This is a genomic window from Azospirillum sp. RU38E (assembly GCF_900188385.1).
GTDB lineage: Bacteria > Pseudomonadota > Alphaproteobacteria > Azospirillales > Azospirillaceae > Niveispirillum.
In genome coordinates this window covers 16962-40687 of record NZ_FZOI01000008.1, presented here as the reverse complement: position 1 = coordinate 40687, position 23726 = coordinate 16962, and the positions used below count along the sequence as shown (strand labels likewise).

Here is a 23726-nt window from a genome sequence, read left to right as displayed (position 1 = left end):
TTGAATGAAAAGGGCCGGGTACCTTTGGGTACCCGGCCCTTTTTTGTTTTGTCGTGCCCGACGATGAAACGGAAGCACAGAAAATCACCAAGTCATAAGAGTAAGCTGGAGAGTAAGCTAGTTTATTTTCTTTTTATAAAACTTTTTAAAATCATTATCCATTTCCATAAACATACACATGAAGTAAATAAATTTGTTTTAATGATTATTCTATGTAAAATTCATACAAGTGTAAATATTAAAGAAATAAAACAATTCGAAATGCACGGTACAATCTTGAGATTTTTCTCGTCTCATCGATAATAAAGCAGCCGATTTTCATATCGGTCATATACAATGGCGATGGGCATGGGGATTCTGAAATGAGCAATATTAGTGGCACCGCCGGCAACGATAGCCTGAGCGGCAGTTCTTCGGATGATGTCATTTCTGGTGGGGCCGGTAATGACACATTGCTTGGCGGGAATGGCGATGATCTGCTGTTGGGTGAAGCAGGAAATGACCGCCTTGTCGGCGGGGCCAATGCCGATACGCTGACAGGGGGTAGCGGGGCCGATCTGTTCGTTCTGGAGCGGCAGCGCAGCTATCCTTACAATAATGATCTGGTTACTGATTTTACCCAAGGCGAAGACAAGGTTGATGTCAGCGGCCTCGGTATCACCAGTTTTGATACACTGATGATATTGGCGAAAGCCCAGCAGGCAAACGATGGCAGCCAGGTAACGGTCATCAGCACGAATTACTACAATTATGCCAACAGCATGCAGATTACGGTCAACCGCACACAATTGACTGCGGCAGATTTCGTCTTTGCCACCACCCAAACTGCCCAGTCAATCGCGGGAACGACGGGCGATGATGATCTGTTTGGCGGCTTCGGCAATGATACGCTGACCGGCGGGGACAATAATGACCGGCTGTTCGGCGATGCAGGCAATGACCGGTTGGTCGGCGGGGCCAATGCCGACACGCTTTACGGCGGCGCCGGCAACGACGTGTTCGTATTGGAGCGCCAGACGGGCTATCCCTACAATTATGATACGGTTGCCGATTTCACCCAGGGGCAGGACAAGATTGACGTTTCCGGCCTGGGGATCAACAGCTTCACCACCCTGGCGCTGCTTGCCAGTTCGCAGCAGGGCACAGACGGTACGCTGACAACCCTGATCAGCACCAATTATTCTAACTACGGCAACACGCTGTCGGTCGGGATCAACCTGTCACTGCTGACGGCTGCGGATTTCATCTTCGCAACAAGCCAGGCTTCTCAGACCATCACCGGCACCAGTGGCATGGATGATTTGTTCGGCGGCACCGGTAATGACACACTGACGGGCGGCGGTGGGAATGACCGGCTGTTTGGCGACGCTGGCAATGATCGGCTGGTAGGTGGTGCCAATGCCGATACATTGTATGGCGGGGCGGGCAATGACGTGTTCGTGCTGGAGCGGCAATCAGACTATCCCTACAATTATGATACGGTTGCCGATTTCACCCAGGGACAGGACAAGATTGATGTCTCAGGGCTGGGCATTGTCAGCCTCGACACCTTGATGTTGATCAGCAGCAGTGGGCAAGCTGCCGATGGCACCCAGAATACGACGATCAGCACCAATTATTCGGGCTACGCAAACAGCCTGCTGGTCGGGGTGAACCGTAATCTGCTGATCGCCACCGACTTTATCTTCTCCGGGAACAGCACGGCGCAAAGCCTGACTGGCACCAGTAACAATGACGACCTTTTCGGTGGGCTGGCTGCAGACACGCTGATGGGGGGCACTGGTGACGACAGGCTATTCGGCGATGCAGGCAATGACCGGCTTGTCGGCGGTATGGACGATGACACGCTGTATGGCGGCGCTGGCAATGATGTGTTTGTGCTGGAGAAGGCAACCAGCTATTGGAACGATGATGTGGTCGCCGATTTCACCCAGGGGCAGGACAAGATCGACCTTTCCAGCCTGGGTATCCGCAGCTTTGCCAGCCTGCTGGAACTGACCACACAGCAAAGCGGCAACAGCACGGGTGCCTTGATCACGACCAGGAACGAGGGACGGGACAGCACGATGCTGCTGTCCGGTGTGAACAAGGGTCTGCTGACCGCTGCGGATTTTATTTTCTCCACCGAGAGCAATCCACTCACCTTGACCGGCAGCAGCTCTGAAGATGACCTGTTTGGCGGAGCAGGCAACGATACGCTCAGCGGTGCTAATGGCAATGACCGGCTTTTCGGTGACGCCGGTGACGACCGGCTTGCCGGTGGTGCCGGCAATGACACCCTCTATGGCGGTGATGGCACCGACAGTGCGGTGTTCAGCGGTGCCCGTGCCGGATATCAGATCACCACCAATAATGGTGTGCTGACCGTTACCGATACCTCGCGTACCGATGGTACGGATGTGCTGTATGGTGTTGAAAGGCTGATTTTCAGCGATCAGACAGTGACGGTGGACGTGCCCGTCCTGCCCACCCTTTCCATAACCGGCACCAGCGTGCGGGAAGGTCATGCCGGCACCAAGGTTCTTTCCTTCACCGTTTCCCTCTCTGACGTCAGCAGCCAGACGACCAGCTTCAACTTCGCCACCCAAGGGCTCACCGCGACGACAGGTGTGGATTTCCAGGCGGTGTCGGGCACCTATAGCATCGCCGCCGGCAGCCGCAGTACGGTGGTCAATGTTCTGGTCAATGGGGATATCACGGTCGAAGGCAATGAGACGCTGACCGGTATCATCAGCCAGCCCAGCGGGGCCACCCTGGCCACCAGTGCTGCCACCGGCACCATCCTGAATGATGATTTCCAGTCTGCCTTCTCCGCCGATGCCTATCGGGCCCTGAATCCCGATCTGTTCTATGCTTTCGGCAATGATGATACGGCCTTGCTGCGCCATTACGTCAATAATGGCCGGGGGGAAGGCCGCGCCACCAGCGGCTTTGATGCAGAGGCCTATGCCGCCCAGAACCCGGACCTGTTCAATGCCTTCGGCCTGGACAAGGTGGCGCTGACCAACCATTACCTCTATGCCGGCAAGGCGGAGGGCCGGTTGGCGGAAGGGTTCGATGCGCTGGCTTATGCGGCCCAGAACCCCGATCTCTATGCCGCCTTCGGCACCAATCATGCCGCCCTGGTCAACCACTATATCTATGCCGGCAAAGCAGAGGGACGGGTCACCGGCGGCTTTGATGCGGAGGCCTATGCCGCATTGAACCCCGATCTGTTCAATGCCTTCGGCCTGAACACCGAAGCCCTGATCAGCCATTATATCAATTACGGTCGGGGGGAAGGGCGCAGCGCCATCGGCTTCGACGCGGAAACCTATGCCGCGCTGAACCCGGACCTGTTCAATATTTTCGGGCTGAACCATGCCGCCTTGATCAACCATTATATCTATGCCGGCAAGGCAGAGGGCCGCGCGGCCTATCAATTGCCGACACCGGCATTGGCTATGATCGGCATGGCCGAGGATGCGGCCAGCATCAGCTACGACCTCGCCGCCTGAGGCTGATTACCCAAAGGGCCGGTTGCATACCGGCCCTTTGGCGCGTCACACTGGTCCCCTGATGACAGGGGACCAGTGTGGAATGATCAGGGGCGCGTGGCGGATGGGGGGCGGGCAACCAACCGCTGAAGCGGAATTGCCCGGCGGGCTGGTTCGGCAATTGACGGATTGGCAGGGGGCGGGGCTGATTGATGCCGATACGGCCAGCCGCATCGCCGCCTTTGAAGCCGCCCGCCACCGGCCACGCTTGCCGGCGGCCCTGGCCATTCTGGGCTTCTTCACCATGGCGCTGGGCATCATCGCCATCATCGCTGCCAATTGGGATGCCATCCCCATTGGTCTGCGCCTGGGCCTGCATGTGGCCCTTAATCTGGGGCTGGGCCTGGCCGCCTGGGTTTGGCGAGGGCGGGGGACGGCCAAGGGAATGCCGCGCTTCCGGCAGGAAGGCGCCTTGTTGCTGCTGTCGCTTTCCACCTTGGCCTTGATCGCCCATGTCGGGCAGAGCTTCCATCTGCAGGGCGATCTGGCCGGACTGCTGCGCGGCTGGCTGCTGCTGGTCACGCCCTTCACGTTGATGGCGGTGCGGGCGCCGCTGCATCGCTCCCTCTGGCTCAGCGGGCTGGTATGGTGGCTGTCGGTGGAACTGTCGGATTACTGGCTGACCTTGCATGAATGGCGCCTGTCCGGCACGGCGGTGATGCTGGCCTTCGCCCTGCTCTATGCCGCGCGTGTCCTGTCGCCACCGCTTGACCCTTCCTGGGCACGGCATATTGGCCGGGCGGCGGTGGCCACGCTGGTGGCGGCCACCAGCTTCGTGCTGCTGGTGCTGCGCCTGCTGCTGGATGCGGTGCCACCGCCGGCAATGGTCAATGATGCCACCATCGCCGCCCTGGTCGGCTTCGTCGCCATTGGCGGGGCGCATTGGCTCTGCCCGGCGGATCGTGCGGGCACGCGGCGGCTGTTCGGGCTGGCGTTGGCCCTGTCGCCGGGGCTGGCGGTGCTGCCCTTCATCCTCAGCCAGTCGCCCTCTGCCATCGTCACCGGTGTGCTGTTCTGCCTCTATTGGGTCGCGCTGGGGAAACTGGCGCTGGATGCGCAGCGGCCCGGCTTCTTCAAGCTGGCGGTGGCGCTGATCGCGTTGCGGGTCTTCATCTTTTATCTGGAGGCAACGGGCGGCCTGCTGGCCACCGGCTTTGGTCTGGTGATCGGCGGGGCAGTGCTGCTGGCCCTGGCGCTGGGCGCACGCCGTATCATGGCCTGGGGCACGGAAAAGGTGACGGAGGACGCACGATGAAGGCCGCCATGTCCCGCCCCGCCCTGCTGCTGCTGGCGGCTTTGCTGTTGCCCACCCTGGTGCTGGCCGGCTGGGCCGGGCTGATCGCCACCCGGCAGGCCGGCACCCCCAGCACGCGGGTGGAAATCCAGGGTTTTGACCCACGCGACCTGTTGCGCGGCCATTATCTGCAGGCGCGGCTGAAGCTGGGCCTGTCGCCCGGCGACGCGCCCGCCTGTGTCTGTGTGGAGCCGGAAAACGGCCCGCCGGGGCAGCCCGCCACCCGCCCCCTGGCATCGTGCCAGCCGCTGGAGGTAGGCTCCTGCCGCTATCCAATGGCCGATCCGCTGCGGGTCCTGCGCATCTATGTGCCGCAGGAAAAGGCGGCAGACCTGGACAGGCGGCTGCGCAAGGGCGAACAGAAACTCTCCGTCGCCGTGCATTTCCAGGGCGATGGGGAAATCGGGATCAGTGATCTGCAGGTGGACGGGGTGCCCGTCGCCGATATCAAAGGGGATGAATGATGGAGTTTGAAGGCAGGCTGGTGCGGCTGGCTGTGGCGCCCGATCTGGTGGCGGAATTTCTGGAACGCGTCTCCGCCAATGTGACGGGCAGCCGCCAGGAACCGCAAAACCTCACCTTCGGCTTGGCCCGCAGCCCGGAAGAGGAAGCGGACGGCCAGGCCATCTTCTATCTGTGGGAAGAGTTCAAGGGCGAGGGCGCCTTCGCCCACCATCACGGGACGGCGCATTTCCAGGCTTTCCGAACCTGGCTGGAGGGGCAGCAGCAGGCCGGGCAGATCGCGGTGCGCCGGCTGGTGACGCGGCCGCTGCTGCGGGACTAACCGGTTCCGGCCGGGGCGGGGGCGGCGGGTTCAGCGTGGCCGGATCTTCATCGCCCCAGCCGCAGGCCAGCAAGGCGGCCCGCATATGCGGCGGCACCGGCGCTGTCACCGTCACCGGGTCTTTCGTGGCCTGAATGGGCACGGTGATGGCGCGCGACAGCAAATGCAACGGCAGGCCCGTGCCATCGGGCCGCCCGCCATAGATCGGGTCGCCCAGCACCGGGCAGCCCAGCGACTGGGTATGCACGCGGATCTGGTGGGTGCGGCCGGTCTTCGGGTTCAGTTCCAGCCAGGCAATGGGGCCGACGCCCGGCAATTCCCCGCGCCCGCGCACCCGCCAGAGTGTGACGCTGGGCTGGCCATTCTCCTTGTCCGCCACCATGCGCCAGCCACGCTTGGCATCGCTGATCTTGTTCAGGGGCAGGTCGATCTTGCCGCTGTTATCCGCCGGCTGGCCGGCCACTACCGCCCAATAGGTTTTCGCCACCCGCCCTTCCTGGAACAGGATGCCCAGCTTGCGCAGCGCCTTGGGGTGACGGCCCAGCACCAGACAGCCGGCGGTATCACGGTCCAGCCGATGGGCCAGCGAGGGCGGGTTGGGAAAGCCGAAGCGCAAGCCATCGAAATGGCTTTCCAGATTATCGCCACCGCCCGGCCCGGCATGAACGGGGATGCCGGCGGGCTTGTCCAGCACCAGCATCAACCCGTCGCGGTACAGCAGGCGGGCCAGCAATTCTTCCTCGGTCATCATCATCCGGCGGGGTTGGGAGGGGGCTTTTCCCTCTAGCACGGGGCGGCCACTGTCTCCACCGCCTTGGCAGGGGGAGCTGCGGGCCGCCGACCGGCGGCCCGGCGCGCGTAGCCGCGTCAGCCCAGGCGGTGGATGTGCCCGTAAGGGCCCGGGAAAACATCAAGGGGCATGTCCCATGCCCCTTGATGTTACTGCGACGATCCGTCGCGGGCAAAGCCGATGGCGGCACGCATCAACCGCTCCAAGTCGCGGATGCGTTCGGCCTGTTTTGCCTGCAACAGCTGCTCCGGCGTCAGTGCCGGTGCCGGATTATCCACCTGCACGCGACGGCCCCCGCTGGCCATGTCGCGCCCATCATCACCCTCTTGCCCACGCATTTTCCGTTAAACCCCTGGAATTCCGCCATTCTGCCGGCAATCATCCCACCACCCCCATCCGGCAGGACCGCTGCGGTTCCTATTGTCGGGCAGGAACGGCCGGCAGGCAATTCTCGACAATGGTATAACAGGCGTCGCGGTCATCCTGATCCGGGGTGAAAAACAGACTGGCGACCTTGCCATCCCGCACGGTGAAGGTCGCCTCACAGCCATCGGGCGGGCGGCTGCCCACCGGCAGGCTGATGCCCAGCCCACCGCCAACATGCCGACCGCCACCGCCCAGGCCGATCTGCACGGAGGGGGCATCCTTCTGCCCGGCTGTGCGCTGATAGACATAGATGCGGGCGCCATCGGCGGCCGTTCCCTGGCGGTCGGGCACCCCGGCACAGGAAAACAGGGCTGTTTCTGCCATGCCGGCCAGCTGCGATGGGGCGGTGGCCCGCACATCCGTTCTGCCGGCACAACCACCCAGCAGCGCCAGGGCCAGTACCGCCCCGCCAAACCTGATCGCTGAGATCATCTTCCGCCAACTCCCGCAAAAGAAAGCCGCCCCATCCAGGCAGATGGGGCGGCAATCGGCAAAGGGCAATATTGTTGGTGTGATCGGCCGGTCAGAAGCCGCCGCCATACACCTTGTCCAGCGCCGCATCATCGAAGGCGTAGGTGGAATTGCAGAATTCGCAATTGACCCGCACCTCCCCGTCGACACGCAGATCGTCCAGTTCCGACCGGTCCAGGCTGCGCAGCACATTTTCCACCCGCTCCCGCGAGCAGCGGCAACCGGCCCGCAGGGCGGTGCGTTCGTAAATGCGCGGGCTTTCCTCGTGGAACAGACGGTAGATCAGGTCATTGGCCGCCAGCCCACCATCCAGCAACTCGGCCGCCGTCACCGTTTCCAGCAGAATGGCGGCGCGGTTCCAGTCTTCTTCCCGGCTGCCCTGGACATGTTCGGCCATCACGCCCGCCGTTTCCGGCGGCAGGGCCTGCAGCATGATGGCGCCGCCGACCCATTTGCCGTCCTTGTCCTTACCCACAAAGGATTTGATGGCGGTGGCCATCTGTTCGGACTGGCGGAAATAATGGCGCACGGCGTCAGCCATGGCGGCACCGCGCAGTTCCACAATGCCCTGATAGCGTTCGGTATGTTCGCCCTGGTCCACCGTGAAGGCGACATAACCCGCCCCCAGCAGCGACCCCAGATCGGCCTGGAAGCCCTTATGCTCCATCTGCGCCGCCAGCCGGTCGGCATCAAAACGGGCATAGCCGCGCATATCGCCGACCGAAGTGACGTCGGAGACGGTATAGGCGACCGGCCCGTCGCCCTTGGTCTGCAGGGTGAAAATCCCCTCATATTTCAGGGCAGAGGCCAGCGTTGTCGCCAGCAGGATGGTTTCCGCCAGCAGCGGCTGCACCTGCACGGGATAGGCATGACGGGTCAGGATCTCGTCCAGCGCCGGACCCAGCCGGACAAAACGCCCCCGGAAGGAGGCGCTGTCGAGCTGGAAGGGCTGGACGATATCGAATTCAGACGAAACAAGATCGGTATCGTGGCGGGGGCCGCCCGCCACGGGTTCAGACGAAGTCATCGGTCAAGGCACCAGGTCAGAATGCCCTTCTGGGCGTGCATACGGTTCTCCGCCTCATCCCAGACCGCTGATTGCGGGCCGTCGATCACGGCGGAGGTCACCTCCTCCTCCCGGTGGGCCGGGAGACAATGCATGAATATGGCGTCTTTTTTCGCCAGACCCATGACATGGGCGTTGACCTGATATGGCTTCAGCAGATTGTGACGGCGCTGACCGTCCTTATTGTGCATCGATACCCAGGTGTCGGTGACGATGGCGTCGGCATCCGCCGCCGCCACTTCCACGTTACGGGTGATGCTGACGCGGCCATTATGCTGGTGCACCCAGTCCATGGTGGCTGCCGGGGGGGACAATTCCTCCGGACAGGCGATGCGCAGTTCGAAATCGAACAGCACCGCCGCATGGATCCAGCTTTCGCAGACATTGTTGGCGTCGCCGGTCCAGCAGACCACCGCATCCTTGATGGAACCCTTGCGTTCCTCAAAGGTCAGGATGTCGGCCATGATCTGCACCGGGTGCGAACTGTCGGTCAGCCCGTTGATCACCGGCACGCTGGCGGCCGCCGCCATCTCATGCAGCTTCGCTTCATGATCGGTGCGCAGCATGATGATATCGACATAGCGGGACAGCACGCGCGCCGTATCGGCAATCGTCTCCCCATGGCCCAACTGGATTTCTTTGCCGGTCAGGCAGATCACCTCACCGCCCAGCTGGCGCATCCCCACCTCGAACGAGACGCGGGTGCGGGTGCTGGGCTTTTCGAAGATCAGCGCCAGGGTCTTGCCCAGCAGCGGCTTTTCCGCCCCGGCCCCGCGCTTCATCGTGGCGGCACTGTCCAGCATCCGGCGCAGGCTGGCCAGATCATGCTGGTGGATATCCAGAAAATGGCGAACCTGGCTCGTGGAACCCATCATGCGAACTCCCGGCAGGTCTTTTCCAAGATTTCCATCGCTTCGGTCACTTCCTTTTCGCCGATGGTCAGCGGCGGCAGGATGCGCACCACATTATCCGCCGCCCCCACGACCAGCAGGCCGTTTTCACGCAGGCGGGTCACCATATCGGCATAATTCACCACGCATTTCAGGCCAAGCATCAGGCCCTTGCCGCGTGCCTCTGCCAGAACGGTGGGATAGCGGGCGACCAGTTCCTCCAGCTTGCCCTTCAACAGGTCGCCGGTCTGGGTGACCTGATCCAGGAAACCGGGGGCGGTGATGACATCCAGCACGGCATTGGCCACCGCCATGGCCAGCGGGTTGCCGCCAAAGGTGCTGCCATGGGTGCCGGGCACCATGCCGACGGCGGCCTTTTCCGTGGCCAGGCAGGCGCCAACGGGGAAGCCGCCGCCAATGCCCTTGGCAATGCACATCACATCCGGTTCGATACCGGCCCATTCATAGGCGAACAGCTTGCCGGTACGGCCGACGCCGCACTGGATTTCATCGAAAACCAGCAGCAGGCCGAATTCATCGGCCGTGGCGCGCAGCGCCTTCAGATATTCAATGCTGGCCGGGCGGATGCCGCCTTCGCCCAGAATCGGTTCCACCATGATGGCGGCCGTCTCCGGCGTGATGGCGGCCCGCAGCTCGTTCAGGTTGTCGTAAGACACCTGATCGAACGCATCCAGCAGCGGGCCGAAACCGCCCACCATCTTTTCCGACTTGGCGGCCGCGATGGCGGTGGTCGAACGGCCATGGAAGGCCCCGCCCACAACGATGAAGCGGGTCTTTTCCGGGTGGCCGGTGTCATGATGGTACTTGCGCACCGTCTTCACCGCGCATTCCCAGGCTTCCACGCCGGAATTGGTGAAGAACATGGTGTCGGCAAAGGTCAGTTCCTTCAGCCGTGCGCCCAGCTTCTCCTGCCCCGCCACCCGGAACAGGTTGGAGGTGTGCCACAGCTTGCCCGCCTGCTCCGCCAGCTTTTCCACCAGATAGGGGTGCGCGTGGCCAAGGGCGTTCACCGCGATGCCGGCGGTGAAATCCAGGAATCGTCGGCCGTTGGTGTCCCACAGATAGGCGCCTTCACCCCGTTCGAACACGGTGTCGATCCGGGAATAGGTGGGCATCACGACTGGGATCACGGGACATACTCCTGACAGCAGAAAGTGTCGTGGCGGGCGGATGCGCGAAAAGTAAATTTCCGCCAGAGCGGCGACTATTGTTCGCACGCGCGGGGCCTGTCAACGCAACCGCGCGCATCCCTCTTGTGATACGGGCAAGAGGCGTTGCGGATTTAACCCTTTCAGCTTATGAATGGAGCCGAAACGACAGGTCAGGCGGGGGCATTTGACATTTCGGTGACGGGGGCAGGCCATGGTGCCGCATCCGGCCGAAATTGCTGTGGCCCCGTCGGCCGGATCAGGTGCGACATCCGGGTTTCCCAGCCCACAGGCGGAGAGTGCTCAAGGCTATGCCGAACGATATTCTGGACCCGCGCAGCTTCCAGCGCCCCGGCTTCAACGGCATCACCGAACCGGTGGCCGACGGCACCCCCGCCACCGGCGGCATCACCAGCATCGCCACCGAAGCGCGGATCGAGGGGGCGAAGATTTCCCACTGTCATACGCTGCATGTGGCGGGGCGGCTGGTTGATGTCACGCTGAGCGAGATCAAGATCCTGGAAGTGGCCGAGGGCGGCCATTTTGAAGGCACGGCCAAGGTGGAACAGATGCGCGTCAATGGCCGCGCCACCGGCACCATTGAGGTGACGGGCATGTTGTCCGTGGGTGAAACCGGCCAGGTGGAAGGCACCATCCGCTATGGCCGCATTTCCATCGCCGATGGCGGTGCCGTCACCGGCACGCTGCAGACCGGCAAGGCCGGCGCCTGAGTCTCTGCTTCTCCCATCTGTCCGCGATCTCCCCTGCGGACAGATGGGGCGACTGAATTGATTGTATTTTAGATATATTGTTGCGGAATACCGGTATAGTGTGCGGCCCTTGCCACGCCTTCTGCCGCTTGAGCCCCCGATGAGCAGCACACACACCACCGTCCCCCCCGCCGCCACCCCACCGGCCCGCGATCTGGAATTTTTGCGCCGGGAGCTGGGCCTGCACCGGCAATGGCAGGAAGGCAAGGGCGGCCGCCGTGCCGAGCTGCAATTCCAGGATCTGTCCGGGCTGAATCTGAAGGGTGCCCGGCTGGCAGAGGCGCGGCTGGCCGGGGCCAACCTGTCCAATTGTGTGCTGGAAGGCGTCGATCTCAGCCGGGCTGACCTGTTCGGGGCCGATCTGGAGGGGGCGGACCTGTCATCCGCTAACCTGACCGGGGCCGATCTGCGCGGGGCCAACCTGCACCGCGCTATCATGGCCGATGTTATTCTGCGTGGGGCCGATTTCCGGTCCGGCACGCTGACCGACAGCAGCGGCGCCAAGCGCCGTGACGGGGCGGCCGTGCTGACGGAGGCGCGGCTGGAACGCGCTATCCTCTGTGCCGCCAAGCTGACCGGTTGCGACCTGACCGGGGCGGATTTGATGGATGCCGACCTGTCCGGGGCTGACCTGTCAAAATGCGTGATGCTGGGGGTGGACCTGTCCGGCGCCAACCTGTCGGGCGCGCAATTGGCCGGCACCATGGTGGAGGCGGACATGCTGTCGCGCGGGCGGCACCTGCCCGATGGCGCCATGGCCGCCCTGGTTGAACCGGCGCGCCGTCCTGTGCCGGCCGTCGAGCTTGCCGCCATGGTCGATGCGCATGAAGCCTGGATCGACAGCGGCGGGGCACGCGGCGCCCGGCTGGATCTGGATATGGCCGAACTGGATGTGGCTGTGCTGCATGGGCGCAATCTGGCCGGCGCCCGGCTGCGCCGCTGCCGCCTGACGGGGGCGGACTGCGCCGACAGCCATCTGGAAATGGCTGATCTTTCCTACAGCGATCTGCGCGATGCCATGCTGGATGGTGCGGTGCTGGCCGGGGCGACGCTGCGCCGGGTGAACCTGGCCGGTGCCCATCTGGCCGGCGCCCAGGTCACCACCCAGCCCATGGCCGGCGGCCGCACCTGGCCCGCCAATCTGGAAGGGGCCAACCTGCGCGGGGCGGACCTGACCAACGCCGTGCTGGCCGGTGCCATCCTGCGCAAGGCCGATCTGGGCGGGGCCATCACCACGGGGCTGAACCTGCGTGGCGCTGACCTGACCGGGGCCACGCGCACGGCCGCCGGGGATGAGAATGCCCAGCGCCGCCGGTTGCGCCGGTTCAGCCAGCCGGTGTTGGTGGTGGGCAGCCGCAAGGGGGCCGCCAGAACGCGCAACTGGTCCTTTGGCGGCGTGGCGCTGGATGCCGACCCGGCCCTGTTCCGGGAGGGGGAGAGCATGACCCTGCTGATCGCCGCCCCCGGTGCCGGCGACCCGGTGCCGGTCTCGGCCGAGGTGGTGGCGATCGAGGGGGCCGAGCGCACCATCTCTTTGAAATTCGCGCCGCTGACGGCGGAACTGAAAAGCTACCTCAACGGGCTGGTTGCGCCCCGCTACCGAATGGGATGATGCTGGCATCATGATGCCGTCGATTGCCTTGCCCCCCCTGGATATTGCGGCCCTGGTCTGGTTCAGCCTGCTCTGGTGGGGCTATGGTTGGCTGACCGACCGCCGCAACCGCACGCCGGTCAGCCTGAACCAGCATATGCTGCGTATCCGCATCCGCTGGATGACCAACATGCTGTACCGGGACAACCGGGTGATGGACAGCATGTTGATCGGCCATCTGATCCATTCCGTCTCCTTCTTCGCCAGCACCACGGTGCTGGTGCTGGCCGGTCTGCTGGGGGTTCTGGCCTCTGCGGAAGCCTCGCACCAGAAGGTGATGGAGCTGGGCTTCACCATGCAGACGGACCGTTACCTGTTCGAGCTGAAGCTGGTGCTGCTGCTGGGCATCTTCGTCTACAGCTTCTTCTGCTTCACCTGGGCGGTGCGGCAGTTTAATTACACCATCGCCCTGGTGGGGGCCGCCCCGCTGGAGCCGGGGGACGAGGCCAATATCACCGCCAAGGCCGCCGCCAAGATGATGACGCTGGCCATCACCAGCTTCAACCGGGGCCTGCGCGGCTATTATTACGCCTTTGCCAGCCTGGGCTGGCTGGTGCATCCCTATATCTTTATCGCTCTGGTCACGCTGGTGACCTATGTTTTGTGGCGCCGCCAATTCCGCTCCGCCGCCTTCGACGCCATCGCGCGTTATTCCTCCCAGGGCATCGGCGACAGCCCCCCGCAGGCGCGTGAACGCCCGGGCAAGGGGATTTAACCCCAACCCGCCTTTTCCCCGCCTTGGTTTTGGGGTAAGCGGGGGCGACGAACGCGGCACCGACAAGAGAGCTTTTTGGCTCTCGTTGCCTCCTTCTTCACCGTCACCCCGGCTTTCTTCACCGTCACCCCGGCGAAGGCCGGGGTCCAGAATGGCAGGCATATTGATCTACGATCCTGGACCCCGGCCTGCGCCGGGGTGACGGATATGGTAGGGAAAGCCGGGCCGCCGCCGGCATCAACCATCCCCCCACACCCCATGAAAGCCGGTCACCCATCATGAGTTTCGCCCGCGCCATCGCCACGGTCGGTGGCATTACCATGGTGTCCCGTGTTCTGGGCTTTGTGCGTGACATGCTGATGGCGCGCTATCTGGGGGCGGGGCCGGCGGCCGATGCGTTTTTCGTCGCCTTCCGCCTGCCCAACCTGTTCCGCTCCCTGTTCGCCGAGGGGGCCTTCACCGCTGCCTTCCTGCCCATGTTCAGCGGCACCCTGCAGAAGGAAGGCCATGACAGCGCCAAGGGGCTGGCGGAAGAGGCATTGGCCTTCATGGTGGCCCTGCTGCTGCTGTTCAGCGCGGTGATAGCGCTTGCCATGCCGCTGGTCGTCTCCGTCATGGCGACCGGTTTCACCGACGATCCCGGCCAGTTCGCCCTGGCCGTTTCCATGTCGCAGGTGATGTTCCCCTATCTGGCGCTGATCTCGCTGACCGCTCTGCTGGGCTCCATCCTCAACGCGCTGGGCCGCTATGGCCCCTTTGCGGCGGCACCGGTGCTGTTGAACATCGTGCAGATCACCGGCCTGCTGGCCAGCCAGCCGCTGGGGCTGCCGGTGCATTGGGTGCTGGCCTGGGGTGTGCCGGTGGCCGGTGTGGCGCAACTGGTCTGGATGATCCTGGCCTGCCGGCGGGCCGGCATGGTGGTGCGGCTGCGCCGGCCCAAACTGACACCCCGGGTGAAGAAACTGTTCGCCCTGCTGGCCCCCGGCATCCTGGGGGCCGGGGTTTATCAGTTCAACCTGCTGATCGGCACCAATCTGGCCACCTGGCTGCCCACGGGGGCCGTCTCCTATCTGCAATATGCCGACCGGTTGAACCAGCTGCCCATGGCGGTGGTGGGCGTGGCGGTGGGTACCGCCCTGCTGCCCCTGCTGTCCCGCCAGATCACGGCGGAGGATCATGAAGGGGCGCGTACCAGCCTGTCACGCGGGATGGAGTTTGCTGCCTTACTGGGCCTGCCGGCGGCGGTGGCGCTGATCGCCATTCCCGATGCGCTGATCCATGTGCTGTTCGAAGGTGGGGCCTTTGGGGCCGATGCCGCCCGCGCCACGGCGGACGCGCTGCAGGCCTATGCCATCGGCATCCCCGCCTTCATCGCCGCCAAGATCCTCTCCACCGCCTATTTCGCCCGGCAGGATACCAAGGGGCCGGTGCGGGTGGCGGTGGTGGTGCTGCTGGGCAATGTCGGTGTGTCCCTGGCCCTGATCGGGCCCTTGGGCCATGTCGGGCTGGCGCTGGCACCGGGGCTGACGGCGTGGTTGAACGTGGCGCTGCTGGCCATCGGCCTGCGCCGGCGCGGGTTGCTGCAGCTGGACCCACGGCTGGCCGGGCGGCTGGCCCGCATCACGGCCGCCGCCGCCCTGATGGGGGGGCTGGCCTGGGGCCTGGGCTGGGCGTTGCAGCCCTGGCTTTACAGCACGGCCCCTGGGGTGAAGGTGCTGGCGCTGGCCGGGCTGATCGGGGCCGCCATGGTTGGCTATGGCTTGTTCTGCCTGGCGCTGGGGGCCGCCCGGCTGGGGGAACTGAAAGGTTTGCTGCGCCGTCGGGGCGGGGGCGCACCGCCAGCCGCTTGACCGGCATTGCCTGACAACGCCATATCTGCGGGCGACCGGTCCCATCGGGGGGCCGGCGCCCTCGCCCTCCACCAGCGAAACATCCTTCGGGAACCAGACCCATGAACCGCATTTTCTCGGGCATGCAGCCCACCCGCCAACTGCACCTCGGCAATTATCTGGGGGCTTTGCGCAACTGGGTGCGCCTGCAGCACGATTATGAGGCCATTTTCTGCGTTGTGGATATGCACGCCATCACGATCGACCATGATCCAGAGGTGCTGCGTTCCAACATCCGCGAAGTGGCGGCGGCCTATATCGCGGCCGGCATTGATCCAGAAAAGAACATCCTGTTCAACCAGTCGGCCGTGTCCGGCCATGCCGAACTGAACTGGATTCTGGCCTGCCATACGCCGCTGGGCTGGTTGAACCGCATGACCCAGTTCAAGGAAAAGGCCGGCAAGCAGAAGGATAATGCCGTTCTGGGCCTCTATGCCTATCCGGTGCTGATGGCGGCTGACATCCTGCTGTACAAGGCCACGCATGTGCCGGTGGGCGAGGACCAGAAGCAGCATCTGGAACTGGCGCGCGACATTGCCGGGGCCTTCAACCGCTATTACAAGCGCGAGGATTATTTCCCCCTGCCGGAACCGCAGATCCTGGGTGAAGCCACCCGCGTGATGAGCCTGCGCGACGGTACGAAGAAAATGTCCAAGTCGGATGAGAGCGAATATAGCCGCATCAACCTGACCGACGATGCCGACACCATCGCGCTGAAAATCCGCAAGGCCAAGACCGACCCGGAGCCGCTGCCGTCGGTGGTGGAAGGGCTGGAGGGTCGGGCGGAGGCCGCCAATCTGGTGACCATTTATGGCGCCCTGTCCGACCAGACCAAGGCCCAGGTGCTGGCCGACTATGGCGGCCAGCAATTCAGCGCCTTCAAGGGGGCGCTGGCCGATCTGGCCGTCGCCAAGCTGGCCCCCATCGCCGGCGAGATGAACCGCCTGCTGAGCGACCGCGCCGAACTGGACCGCATCCTGCAAAAGGGTGCCGAACGGGCCGGCGCCATTGCCGAGAAGACGGTGAATGAGGTGAAGGATATTGTGGGGTTGGTGCGGTTCTGACGGGGGCTTCCCCTGCCATCCGTTCCCTGCCATCCCGACTTTCGCCCATAAGCGCTAAGGTACCCCCTTGCACTGAAACGCTTTCCCCGCGAAAGCGGGGATCCAGGGGCCACATGCACTGCGCATCGGTGCCACTGGCCCCTGGACCCCCGCTTTCGCGGGGGAGGCAGCAAAGGTGCTAACCCCTGACTTAGCACCCAGGGGTGAAAGCCGGGATGACTGGGAAGAGGTAACAAACGTAGCTCCCCCCCCCCCAACCCACAGGCCCCCCAATGCCCACCATCCTGATCACCGGTTTCGCCCCCTTCCTGGGTCACGCCGTCAACCCGACATCCTGGCTGGCCGGCCGGCTGGATGGGGTGGTGATCGGTGGTGCCCATATCCGTGGCGTGGAACTGCCCGTCACCTTCACTGGTGCCGTGCCCGCCCTGCAGGCGGCCGTCACCGCCACCAAACCCGATGCGGTGGTGATGTTCGGGCTGGCCTATGAGACGGATGCCATCCGCCCCGAACGGCTGGCGCTGAACCTGGATGATGCGCCGGCCCCCGATAATGACGGCACCATCCGCCGCAACAGCCCCATCGATCCGGCGGGGCCGATGGGGTACTGGTCGTCGCTGCCGCTGGATGCCATGGCGGATGACCTGACCGATGCCGGCTTTCCGGTGAGGTTCAGCCGCGATGCCGGCGGCTATATCTGCAACCATCTGTTTTTCGGGATGCGGCATTGGCGGCCCGATCTGCCGGCCGGCTTCATCCATGTGCCCCCCTTCCCGGACGGGCTGAAGCCGGAAGATCGAGGCCACCGCACCGGCATGGCGCCGGATCGGCTGGAACAGGCGGCGCGCATCCTGCTGCAACGGCTGGCCGGTTCCATTTCAATCGCATGACAAAGCCGTTCCGGGGCCCTTTTACACTTGGGCTGCGCGCGGGGTAGGGGTAAGGTTTCCATAATCCCCCGCGCCGCAACAAAAACGGCATCATGCAGATTTACCTTCCCATCGCGGAACTTTCGGTCAATGCCCTGTTGATCCTGATGCTGGGTGGCGGCGTGGGTTTCCTGTCCGGCCTGTTCGGTGTGGGGGGCGGCTTTCTGATGACGCCGCTGCTGATCTTCATCGGCGTGCCGCCCGCCGTGGCCGTGGGCACCCAGGCCAACCAGCTTGTCGGCGCTTCCGTGTCTGGGGTGCTGGCCCATTGGCGACGCAATAATGTGGATGTGAAACTGGGCCTGGTGATGCTGAGCGGCGGGTCGCTGGGCACGGCGCTGGGCGTGTGGATTTTCGCCCTGTTGCAGGCCCTGGGCCATATCGATCTGGTGATCTCGCTCTCGTATGTGTTGTTCCTGGGCACGGTCAGCAGCCTGATGCTGTGGGAAAGCCTGGGCACCATGCTGCGCGGGCGCAGCACGGCCACACGGTCCAAGCTGCATCACCATACCTGGCTGCATGGCCTGCCCTTCAAGATGCGCTTTCCCCGGTCGCGGCTGTACATCTCTGCCCTGCTGCCGGCGCTGATCGGGTTTTTCTGCGGGCTGCTGGTGGCGATCATGGGCATTGGCGGCGGCTTCCTGCTGGTGCCGGCCATGATCTATATTCTGGGGATGCCGACGGCCCTGGTGGCCGGCACCTCCCTGTTTCAGATCATCTTCACCACCGGTATTGCCGCCTTCCTGCAGGCGGTGGGCAACCAGACGGTGGATATCATGCTGGCCCTGCTGCTGCTGGTCGGCGGCGTGGTGGGGGCGCAGTTCGGCACCCGCGTCGGGGCCAAACTGCGCGGTGAACAGGCCCGCGCCCTGCTGGCCCTGGTGGTGCTGGCCGTGGCGGTGAAGCTGGCGGTGGATCTGATTGTCCGACCGGAAGATCTGTTCTCCATCACCCTGCCGGGGGGGGCGTGATGCGGGGGCGTCGCCTGCTGGCCCTGCCCGCCGGCCTGCTGGCCGGCTTCATGCTGCTGCTGGCCTTGCGGGCCGATGCCTGGGGCCAATCGCTGGTGGCCGACCTGTCCAGCCACCTGATCGCCATCACCACCGGCTTTACCGGCACCGATGTGGTGCTGTTCGGTGCCGTGGATGGCGAAGGCGATGTCGCCGTGGTGGTGCAGGGGCCGGAAGGTGAGGTGACGGTCCGCCACAAGGACCGGGTGGCCGGCATCTGGATCAACACGGATGAGATTGCCTTTGCCCGCGTCCCCGCCTTTTACAGCGTGGCCCTGTCTGCCCCGCTGGATGGGGTGGTGCCGCCGGCGGTGCTGCAACGGCATGAAATTGGCCTGGATTATATCCGCCTGGCCCCGACGCAGAAGATCGACAAGGCGGAGAAACTGGCCGAATACCGCGCCGCCCTGATCCGCAACAAGCAGCGCATGGGGCTTTACGCCACAGAAGCCGGGGAGGTTTCCTTCCTCGGTCAGCGCCTGTTCCGCACCCGCATCCATTTCCCCGCCAATGTGCCCACCGGCACCTATACGGCGTCGGTCTTCCTGATCCGTGATGGCGATGTGGTCAGCGCCCAGACAACGCCGCTGCTGGTCTCTAAGATCGGCTTTTCCGCCAATGTGACGGAATTCGCCCAGCGCCAGTCGGTCTTCTATGCCGTTCTGTCCATCATGCTGGCCGTGACGGCCGGCTGGCTGGCTGGCATTATCTTCCGTAAACCCTGAAGAGTTTCGTTTTCCTCAATCGCCGGCGCCTGCATCCGCAGGCTTGGCTTACGCCGCACGTGCGGCGCGGCGGCAGTCGCCGCCGTACACCAAATCCCGCTGCGCGAAACGCAGCAGGATTTGGTATAAATCGGCCCTATGTCACCGGGAGAGGCCCATGAGCCAAGAGAAGCAAGCCCGTATCTTCCTGGTCGTCGTCGATGAGACGGAGGAAATGAGCGTGGCGCTGCATTATGCCGCCCGTCGCGCCCGCAACAGTGGCGGGCGTGTCGCCCTGTTGCATGTCATCCCGCCGGGGGAGCTGCAGCAATGGGGCGCCATCGAAGAATTGATGAAACAGGAACAGCGCGAAGAGGCCGAGCAGCTGTTGCAGCGGCTGGCCAAGGAGGTGGTGGATATTTCCGGTACCATGCCCACGCTTTATATCCGCGAAGGTCAGGCGTCCGAACAGCTGATGAAACTGATCCAGGAGGAGCCCAGCATCTCCATCCTGGTGCTGGCGGCCGGCACCGGGCGCGGCGGGCCGGGGCCGCTGATCAATTATGTGGTGGGTCAGATGTCCGGCAGCCTGCGCATCCCCGTGACCGTGGTGCCGGGTGCCCTGTCCGACACCCAGCTGGATGCCATTACCTGACCGGGGTTGACGGGGGGACGATGGCCGGGCTGGTGGGGGCCGGGGTCAGCGGCTGGGCCACCGGCGGGACGATGGCATCGGCCACCAGTTCCGCCAGACAGCGGTAACTGGCATCGGTCATGTGCAGCCCGTCGTGTGACAGCAGGGCCGCCCCCGACAAGGCCCCCGACTTGGCCCAATGCGCCATGGCGGCATGGCGCAGCAGCACGGGCACCTTCTCCTCCCGCCCGATGGTCCGCACTTCCTCCACATAGCGGGCATAGAGCGAACCGGGCGTGTCCTGCGGCAGATATTGCGGTTCCATCAGCATCACATCGGCCCCGCTGGCCCGCATCCGGTCCAGCCCGTCTTCTGTCATATCCTCAAACTGGTTCAGGTCGATGCGGCGCAGGGCATCATTGGTGCCGGTCTGCCAGATCACCAGATCGGGATCGGCGGCGATGACATCCTTTTCCAGCCGGACCATCATCTGGCGGACCGTATCGCCGCCGGTCCCCCGGTTCAGCACCCGCAGCGGCACGCCGGGCAGGCGTTGCCGCAGGATGGCCTCTAACTGCGCCGGATAGGCATTTTCGCGGGTGGAAGCGCCCACCCCTTCGGTGCTGCTGGACCCGAAGGCGACAATGGTGACCGGCCCGCCCTTGTTCAGCGCGGCGCGCAGCCGGCCCATGTCACCGGCAATCATGAAGGAACCCGGCATGGCACAGCGCGGGCTGGCAGCATGGGCCGCCACGGGGGAGAGCAGCAGGGCGGCCAGCAACAGGCACGGCAGACGACGCATCAAGGAAAAGACCTCTCCACCCATGGCGACAACCATGCCCAGTTGGTGATGAAGGCCCCAGCCTGACAGAGGATGGTAAAGAAATTCCCCCAAAGGCGGCCTTGTCACGCCGCCTTGCGCCGGCCGGGCTTGGCGGATTTCTCCGGCTCCCCCTCCGGATCGGCCAGGGCCGTCAGCAGGGCGGCACGGATGTCGGCCAGCTTGCGTTCATGGGTGACCTTCAGCCCGAAGACATCTTTCACATAGAACACGTCGATGGCGACATTGCCGTAAGTGGAGATTTTGGCCGAGGCAATCTGCAGGTTGGCCTGGGTCAAGGCGCGGGTCAGGTGGAACAACAGGCCGGGACGGTCCCGGCCATTCACCTCAATCACCGTATGGTTACCGGTGATGGTGTTATCCACCAGCACGCGGGGTGCCACCTTGAAGGCGCGCGCGCGGGCCGTCTGCACCGGGCGGCGCTTGGCCAGCTCATCCACCAGCCGCAGCTCCCCGGCCAGCACCTTGTCCACCATCACCGACAGGCGGGCCAGCTTGTCGCCACTGTCGAACGGACCGCCGCCGGCCGCCTGGATGGAGAAGACGTCCAACGCCATGCCATTGGTCATGGTGAAGATGCGGGCATCGACAATATCCGCCCCGGCCAGCGCGATGGCCCCGGCCAGACGGGAGAACAGGCCCGGATGGTCGGCGGTATAGACCGTCACCTCTGTCACCGCGCGGCCCCGGTCGATGCGGGTATCCAGCGTCAGCGGCGCCTTGCCGCGCTCGGCTTCCCGGATCAGGCGGGCATGGTGGGCCAGGGTTTCGGCGGTAAAGCCCAGCCAATAGGCCGGATAGGCCCGGCCCAGATGGGCGTCGATCTCCGCCGGCTGCCAATCGACCAGCAGCGGGCGCAGGCCTGCCTGGGCCGACAGCACCCGCCCGTCGCGCCCTTCCGGCAGTACGGTGCCGGACATCAGCTCTTCCGACCGGCGGTAAAGCTGGCGCAGCAGCGTCGCCTTCCAGTTGTTCCAGCGGCCGGGACCGACGGCGCGGATATCCGCCACCGTCAGGCAGAGCAGCAGCTTCAACCGTTCCGGGCTTTGCACCAGATCAACGAATTTGCGGATGGTGCCTTCATCATCCAGATCGCGTTTCAGGGCGGTGGCGGACATGGCCAGATGCCAGCGCACCAGCCAGACGACGGTTTCCGTCTCCTCCTCCGTCATGCCCAGGCGGGGGCAGAGTTTCTCCGCCACCTTGGCCCCCAGGATGGAATGATCCCCGCCGCGCCCCTTGGCGATGTCATGCACCAGCATGGCGACATAAAGGGCGCGCCTGGAATTGACGGTGTGGATCACCTCTGACGCCAGCGGCACCTCATCCTTCAGGTTGCCCTGTTCGATCTGGTGCAGGATGCCCACGGCGAACAGCGTATGCTCATCCACCGTGAAATAATGATACATGTCGAACTGCATCATGCCGACGATGCGGCCGAAATCCGGCACGAAGCGGCCCAGCACGCCCGCTTCATTCATGCGGCGCAAGGCCACTTCCGGGTCTTTGCGGGAAGAGAGGATTTCCAGGAACAGCCGGTTGGCATTCACATCGTCGCGCAGCTTCGGCCCGATGGCCGACAAGGCACGGGTGATGGCGCGCAGCGCATTGGGATGCACATCCAGATCCTGCTGCTGCGCCACCCGGAACAGCCGGATCATATCCACCGGATGATCGCGGAAATGCCGGTCCGACTTCACATTCAGGCGGCCGGCATCCAGGGTGAAGCCCTCTACCTCCGGCTTGGCGAAGCTGCGGCGCAGGAAGGCGAATCGGGGCGTGCGGCGGTTCTCATGCTCCAGATTGGCGCAGAAGATGCGGGTCAGATCGCCCACATCCTTGGCCACCATGAAGTAATGCTTCATGAACCGTTCAACGGCACTGGTGCCGGCATGTTCGGTATAGCCCAGACGGCGGGACATTTCCGACTGCATGTCGAAGGTCAGCCGGTCTTCCTGGCGCCCGACAATGTAATGCAACTGGCAGCGCGCCGCCCACAGGAAGCTTTCCGCCTTGGCGAAGCGCTGCGCCTCCTCCTGCAGCAGCACGCCCTTGGAGACCAGGGCCTGCACCTCATCGGTCTGATAGGCGTATTTGGCGATCCAGAACAGGGTCTGCAGGTCGCGCAGGCCGCCCTTGCCCTCCTTGATGTTGGGCTCCAGCATATAGCGGCTGCCGCCGATCTTGCGGTGCCGCTCCTTGCGCTCCGTCATCTTGGCGTCGATGAAGGCCGTCACACTGCCGGCAGCACCGATCACTTCCTTGGTGAAGCGCTTGCGCAGTTCCTTGTAAAGAACCGCCTCCCCCCACAGGAAGCGGGATTCCAGCAGGCTGGTGCGGATGGTCATGTCTTCCAGCGACAGGCGGATGCATTCATCCACCGAGCGCACGGCATGGCCCACCTTCCAGCCCAGATCCCACAGCAGGTAGAGCATATATTCCACCACCTGCTCCACCCTGGGCGTGCGCTTATAGGGCAGCAGGAACAGCAGATCGACGTCGGAGAAGGGCGCCATCTCCCCGCGGCCATAGCCGCCGATGGCGACGATGGCCAGCCGCTCGCCCTTGGTCAGTTCTGCGGTGGGATAGACATGGTCCAGGGTGAAATCGGCCAGCGCCTGCACGATGGCATCGGTCAGCCGGGCGGTCTGGTGTACGCAATCATCGCCGCGATGGGTGGCCTCAAACCGGGCGCGCACGGCCGTGCGCCCCTCTTCCAGCACATCCTTCAGCAGGGCGAGTGCGGGGCCGCGTAAACCATCGATGGAGCCATTATGGCCTTCCACCAGGGCGGCGAACCGCCGCCCGACGGCAGCCCGGTTGGGGATGATGGGGCGCGACCCTTCCGGCCGGCGGCTGCTGCCGCTGACTGCATCGGTGGTTGTGGCGCTGGTGGTGTGGGTGGAAAGAGAGGCGGTATCGGCAGGCATCTTGATGGTTCCGGGATCATCCCTGGTGCCCATTATGCCACGAAAGAAGTTAAACGGCTGCGACGTTCGCACGGCCATATGCCCCTGCCTCCCCGGACTATCCTTATTAACCGGGTTGACCCCGGCATTTTTGTGGCGCTGCAGCAGCGCCCGGCCCCTGACT

The 23726-nt window shown here is 64.0% G+C and carries 20 protein-coding genes and 1 pseudogene; 13 read left to right on the top strand and 8 right to left on the bottom strand.

The genetic code is table 11. The features are described 5' to 3' along the window. Positions 1-362: 362 nt before the first annotated feature. The 4 genes from CHB97_RS14545 (at position 363) to CHB97_RS26830 (ending at position 5614) form a co-directional block, all read left to right on the top strand. Positions 363-3497, top strand: a complete 3135-nt coding sequence (locus CHB97_RS14545; RefSeq protein WP_089288713.1) for a M10 family metallopeptidase C-terminal domain-containing protein — start codon at positions 363-365, stop codon at positions 3495-3497. 82 nt (positions 3498-3579) lie between these two features. Further along, entirely contained in the window at positions 3580-4791 is a 1212-nt protein-coding gene (locus CHB97_RS14540) for a DUF2157 domain-containing protein (RefSeq protein ID WP_160105874.1), read from the top strand. Continuing rightward, complete coding sequence (locus CHB97_RS14535) at positions 4788-5294, top strand: GDYXXLXY domain-containing protein (RefSeq protein ID WP_089288711.1); 507 nt, start codon at positions 4788-4790, stop codon at positions 5292-5294. The genes CHB97_RS14540 and CHB97_RS14535 overlap by 4 nt, the downstream gene beginning before the upstream one ends. Continuing rightward, a complete protein-coding gene (locus CHB97_RS26830; RefSeq protein WP_089288710.1) occupies positions 5291-5614 on the top strand; it encodes a putative quinol monooxygenase in 324 nt (107 codons plus the stop codon). The genes CHB97_RS14535 and CHB97_RS26830 overlap by 4 nt, the downstream gene beginning before the upstream one ends. A gap of 247 nt (positions 5615-5861) precedes the next feature. Here the strand turns inward: CHB97_RS26830 and CHB97_RS27095 are convergent. The 6 genes and pseudogenes from CHB97_RS27095 to CHB97_RS14500 form a co-directional block, all read right to left on the bottom strand. Next, positions 5862-6314, bottom strand: a pseudogene (locus CHB97_RS27095) (RluA family pseudouridine synthase); the annotation flags it as partial. Positions 6315-6553: 239 nt separating this feature from the next. Continuing rightward, complete coding sequence (locus tag CHB97_RS14520) at positions 6554-6742, bottom strand: hypothetical protein (protein ID WP_089288708.1); 189 nt, start codon at positions 6740-6742, stop codon at positions 6554-6556. 79 nt (positions 6743-6821) lie between these two features. After that, complete coding sequence (locus tag CHB97_RS14515; protein ID WP_089288707.1) at positions 6822-7262, bottom strand: hypothetical protein; 441 nt, start codon at positions 7260-7262, stop codon at positions 6822-6824. Between the two features lie 91 nt (positions 7263-7353). Then, the gene (locus CHB97_RS14510; protein ID WP_089288706.1) at positions 7354-8328 is read right to left on the bottom strand and encodes an Hsp33 family molecular chaperone HslO; all 975 of its coding nucleotides are present in this window, start codon (positions 8326-8328) and stop codon (positions 7354-7356) included. Beyond that, positions 8325-9242: an ornithine carbamoyltransferase gene (gene argF / locus CHB97_RS14505; RefSeq protein ID WP_200819953.1), complete on the bottom strand. Its 918-nt coding sequence runs from the start codon at positions 9240-9242 to the stop codon at positions 8325-8327. Before argF ends, CHB97_RS14510 begins: the two co-directional genes overlap by 4 nt. Continuing rightward, entirely contained in the window at positions 9239-10408 is a 1170-nt protein-coding gene (locus tag CHB97_RS14500) for an aspartate aminotransferase family protein (RefSeq protein ID WP_089288704.1), read from the bottom strand. The genes argF and CHB97_RS14500 overlap by 4 nt, the downstream gene beginning before the upstream one ends. Positions 10409-10737: 329 nt before the next feature. On the opposite strand from CHB97_RS14500, the gene CHB97_RS14495 reads away from it, so the two are divergent. The 9 genes from CHB97_RS14495 to CHB97_RS14455 all read left to right on the top strand — a co-directional run bounded on the left by CHB97_RS14495 (position 10738) and on the right by CHB97_RS14455 (position 19813). Then, positions 10738-11157, top strand: a complete 420-nt coding sequence (locus CHB97_RS14495) for a polymer-forming cytoskeletal protein (protein ID WP_089288703.1) — start codon at positions 10738-10740, stop codon at positions 11155-11157. A gap of 139 nt (positions 11158-11296) precedes the next feature. After that, positions 11297-12808, top strand: a complete 1512-nt coding sequence (locus tag CHB97_RS14490; RefSeq protein ID WP_089288702.1) for a pentapeptide repeat-containing protein — start codon at positions 11297-11299, stop codon at positions 12806-12808. Positions 12809-12818: 10 nt separating this feature from the next. After that, positions 12819-13562, top strand: coding sequence for a DUF599 domain-containing protein (locus tag CHB97_RS14485; RefSeq protein WP_089367453.1), 744 nt, complete (start codon positions 12819-12821; stop codon positions 13560-13562). A 278-nt stretch (positions 13563-13840) separates the two neighbouring features. Further along, positions 13841-15412, top strand: coding sequence for a murein biosynthesis integral membrane protein MurJ (gene murJ / locus CHB97_RS14480; RefSeq protein ID WP_089288700.1), 1572 nt, complete (start codon positions 13841-13843; stop codon positions 15410-15412). Positions 15413-15513: 101 nt separating this feature from the next. Beyond that, complete coding sequence (gene trpS / locus CHB97_RS14475; RefSeq protein WP_089288699.1) at positions 15514-16515, top strand: tryptophan--tRNA ligase; 1002 nt, start codon at positions 15514-15516, stop codon at positions 16513-16515. A gap of 272 nt (positions 16516-16787) precedes the next feature. Then, a complete protein-coding gene (locus CHB97_RS14470) occupies positions 16788-17405 on the top strand; it encodes a hypothetical protein (protein ID WP_089288698.1) in 618 nt (205 codons plus the stop codon). A gap of 92 nt (positions 17406-17497) precedes the next feature. Further along, positions 17498-18415: a sulfite exporter TauE/SafE family protein gene (locus CHB97_RS14465; protein ID WP_089288697.1), complete on the top strand. Its 918-nt coding sequence runs from the start codon at positions 17498-17500 to the stop codon at positions 18413-18415. Continuing rightward, positions 18415-19179 (top strand): TIGR02186 family protein, encoded by a 765-nt coding sequence (locus CHB97_RS14460; RefSeq protein ID WP_244559548.1) that lies wholly within the window; start codon positions 18415-18417, stop codon positions 19177-19179. Before CHB97_RS14465 ends, CHB97_RS14460 begins: the two co-directional genes overlap by 1 nt. 157 nt (positions 19180-19336) lie before the next feature. Further along, on the top strand, positions 19337-19813 hold the full coding sequence (locus tag CHB97_RS14455) for a universal stress protein (RefSeq protein ID WP_089288696.1): 477 nt from the start codon (positions 19337-19339) through the stop codon (positions 19811-19813). Here the strand turns inward: CHB97_RS14455 and CHB97_RS14450 are convergent. Together CHB97_RS14450 and CHB97_RS14445 are read right to left on the bottom strand one after the other, a co-directional pair. Further along, the gene (locus CHB97_RS14450) at positions 19806-20594 is read right to left on the bottom strand and encodes an SGNH/GDSL hydrolase family protein (RefSeq protein WP_089288856.1); all 789 of its coding nucleotides are present in this window, start codon (positions 20592-20594) and stop codon (positions 19806-19808) included. The two genes, CHB97_RS14455 and CHB97_RS14450, sit on opposite strands and share 8 nt — an antisense overlap. A 104-nt stretch (positions 20595-20698) precedes the next feature. Further along, entirely contained in the window at positions 20699-23563 is a 2865-nt protein-coding gene (locus tag CHB97_RS14445; protein ID WP_089288855.1) for a [protein-PII] uridylyltransferase, read from the bottom strand. Between the last annotated feature and the right edge of the window lie 163 nt (positions 23564-23726).

What these genes read in the sequence shown, in the direction of transcription:
- CHB97_RS14545 (WP_089288713.1), top strand. Translation starts at nt 363, where the DNA reads ATGAGCAATATTAGTGGCACCGCCGGCAACGATAGCCTGAGCGGCAGT.
- trpS (WP_089288699.1), top strand. Translation starts at nt 15,514, where the DNA reads ATGAACCGCATTTTCTCGGGCATGCAGCCCACCCGCCAACTGCACCTC.
- CHB97_RS14540 (WP_160105874.1), top strand. Translation starts at nt 3,580, where the DNA reads ATGATCAGGGGCGCGTGGCGGATGGGGGGCGGGCAACCAACCGCTGAA.
- CHB97_RS14515 (WP_089288707.1), bottom strand. Translation starts at nt 7,262, where the DNA reads ATGATCTCAGCGATCAGGTTTGGCGGGGCGGTACTGGCCCTGGCGCTG.
- CHB97_RS14495 (WP_089288703.1), top strand. Translation starts at nt 10,738, where the DNA reads ATGCCGAACGATATTCTGGACCCGCGCAGCTTCCAGCGCCCCGGCTTC.
- CHB97_RS14485 (WP_089367453.1), top strand. Translation starts at nt 12,819, where the DNA reads ATGATGCCGTCGATTGCCTTGCCCCCCCTGGATATTGCGGCCCTGGTC.
- CHB97_RS14465 (WP_089288697.1), top strand. Translation starts at nt 17,498, where the DNA reads ATGCAGATTTACCTTCCCATCGCGGAACTTTCGGTCAATGCCCTGTTG.
- CHB97_RS14445 (WP_089288855.1), bottom strand. Translation starts at nt 23,563, where the DNA reads ATGCCTGCCGATACCGCCTCTCTTTCCACCCACACCACCAGCGCCACA.
- CHB97_RS14470 (WP_089288698.1), top strand. Translation starts at nt 16,788, where the DNA reads ATGCCCACCATCCTGATCACCGGTTTCGCCCCCTTCCTGGGTCACGCC.
- CHB97_RS26830 (WP_089288710.1), top strand. Translation starts at nt 5,291, where the DNA reads ATGATGGAGTTTGAAGGCAGGCTGGTGCGGCTGGCTGTGGCGCCCGAT.
- CHB97_RS14455 (WP_089288696.1), top strand. Translation starts at nt 19,337, where the DNA reads ATGAGCCAAGAGAAGCAAGCCCGTATCTTCCTGGTCGTCGTCGATGAG.
- CHB97_RS14490 (WP_089288702.1), top strand. Translation starts at nt 11,297, where the DNA reads ATGAGCAGCACACACACCACCGTCCCCCCCGCCGCCACCCCACCGGCC.
- CHB97_RS14450 (WP_089288856.1), bottom strand. Translation starts at nt 20,594, where the DNA reads ATGCGTCGTCTGCCGTGCCTGTTGCTGGCCGCCCTGCTGCTCTCCCCC.
- CHB97_RS14460 (WP_244559548.1), top strand. Translation starts at nt 18,415, where the DNA reads ATGCGGGGGCGTCGCCTGCTGGCCCTGCCCGCCGGCCTGCTGGCCGGC.
- argF (WP_200819953.1), bottom strand. Translation starts at nt 9,242, where the DNA reads ATGATGGGTTCCACGAGCCAGGTTCGCCATTTTCTGGATATCCACCAG.
- CHB97_RS14535 (WP_089288711.1), top strand. Translation starts at nt 4,788, where the DNA reads ATGAAGGCCGCCATGTCCCGCCCCGCCCTGCTGCTGCTGGCGGCTTTG.
- CHB97_RS14520 (WP_089288708.1), bottom strand. Translation starts at nt 6,742, where the DNA reads ATGCGTGGGCAAGAGGGTGATGATGGGCGCGACATGGCCAGCGGGGGC.
- murJ (WP_089288700.1), top strand. Translation starts at nt 13,841, where the DNA reads ATGAGTTTCGCCCGCGCCATCGCCACGGTCGGTGGCATTACCATGGTG.
- CHB97_RS14510 (WP_089288706.1), bottom strand. Translation starts at nt 8,328, where the DNA reads ATGACTTCGTCTGAACCCGTGGCGGGCGGCCCCCGCCACGATACCGAT.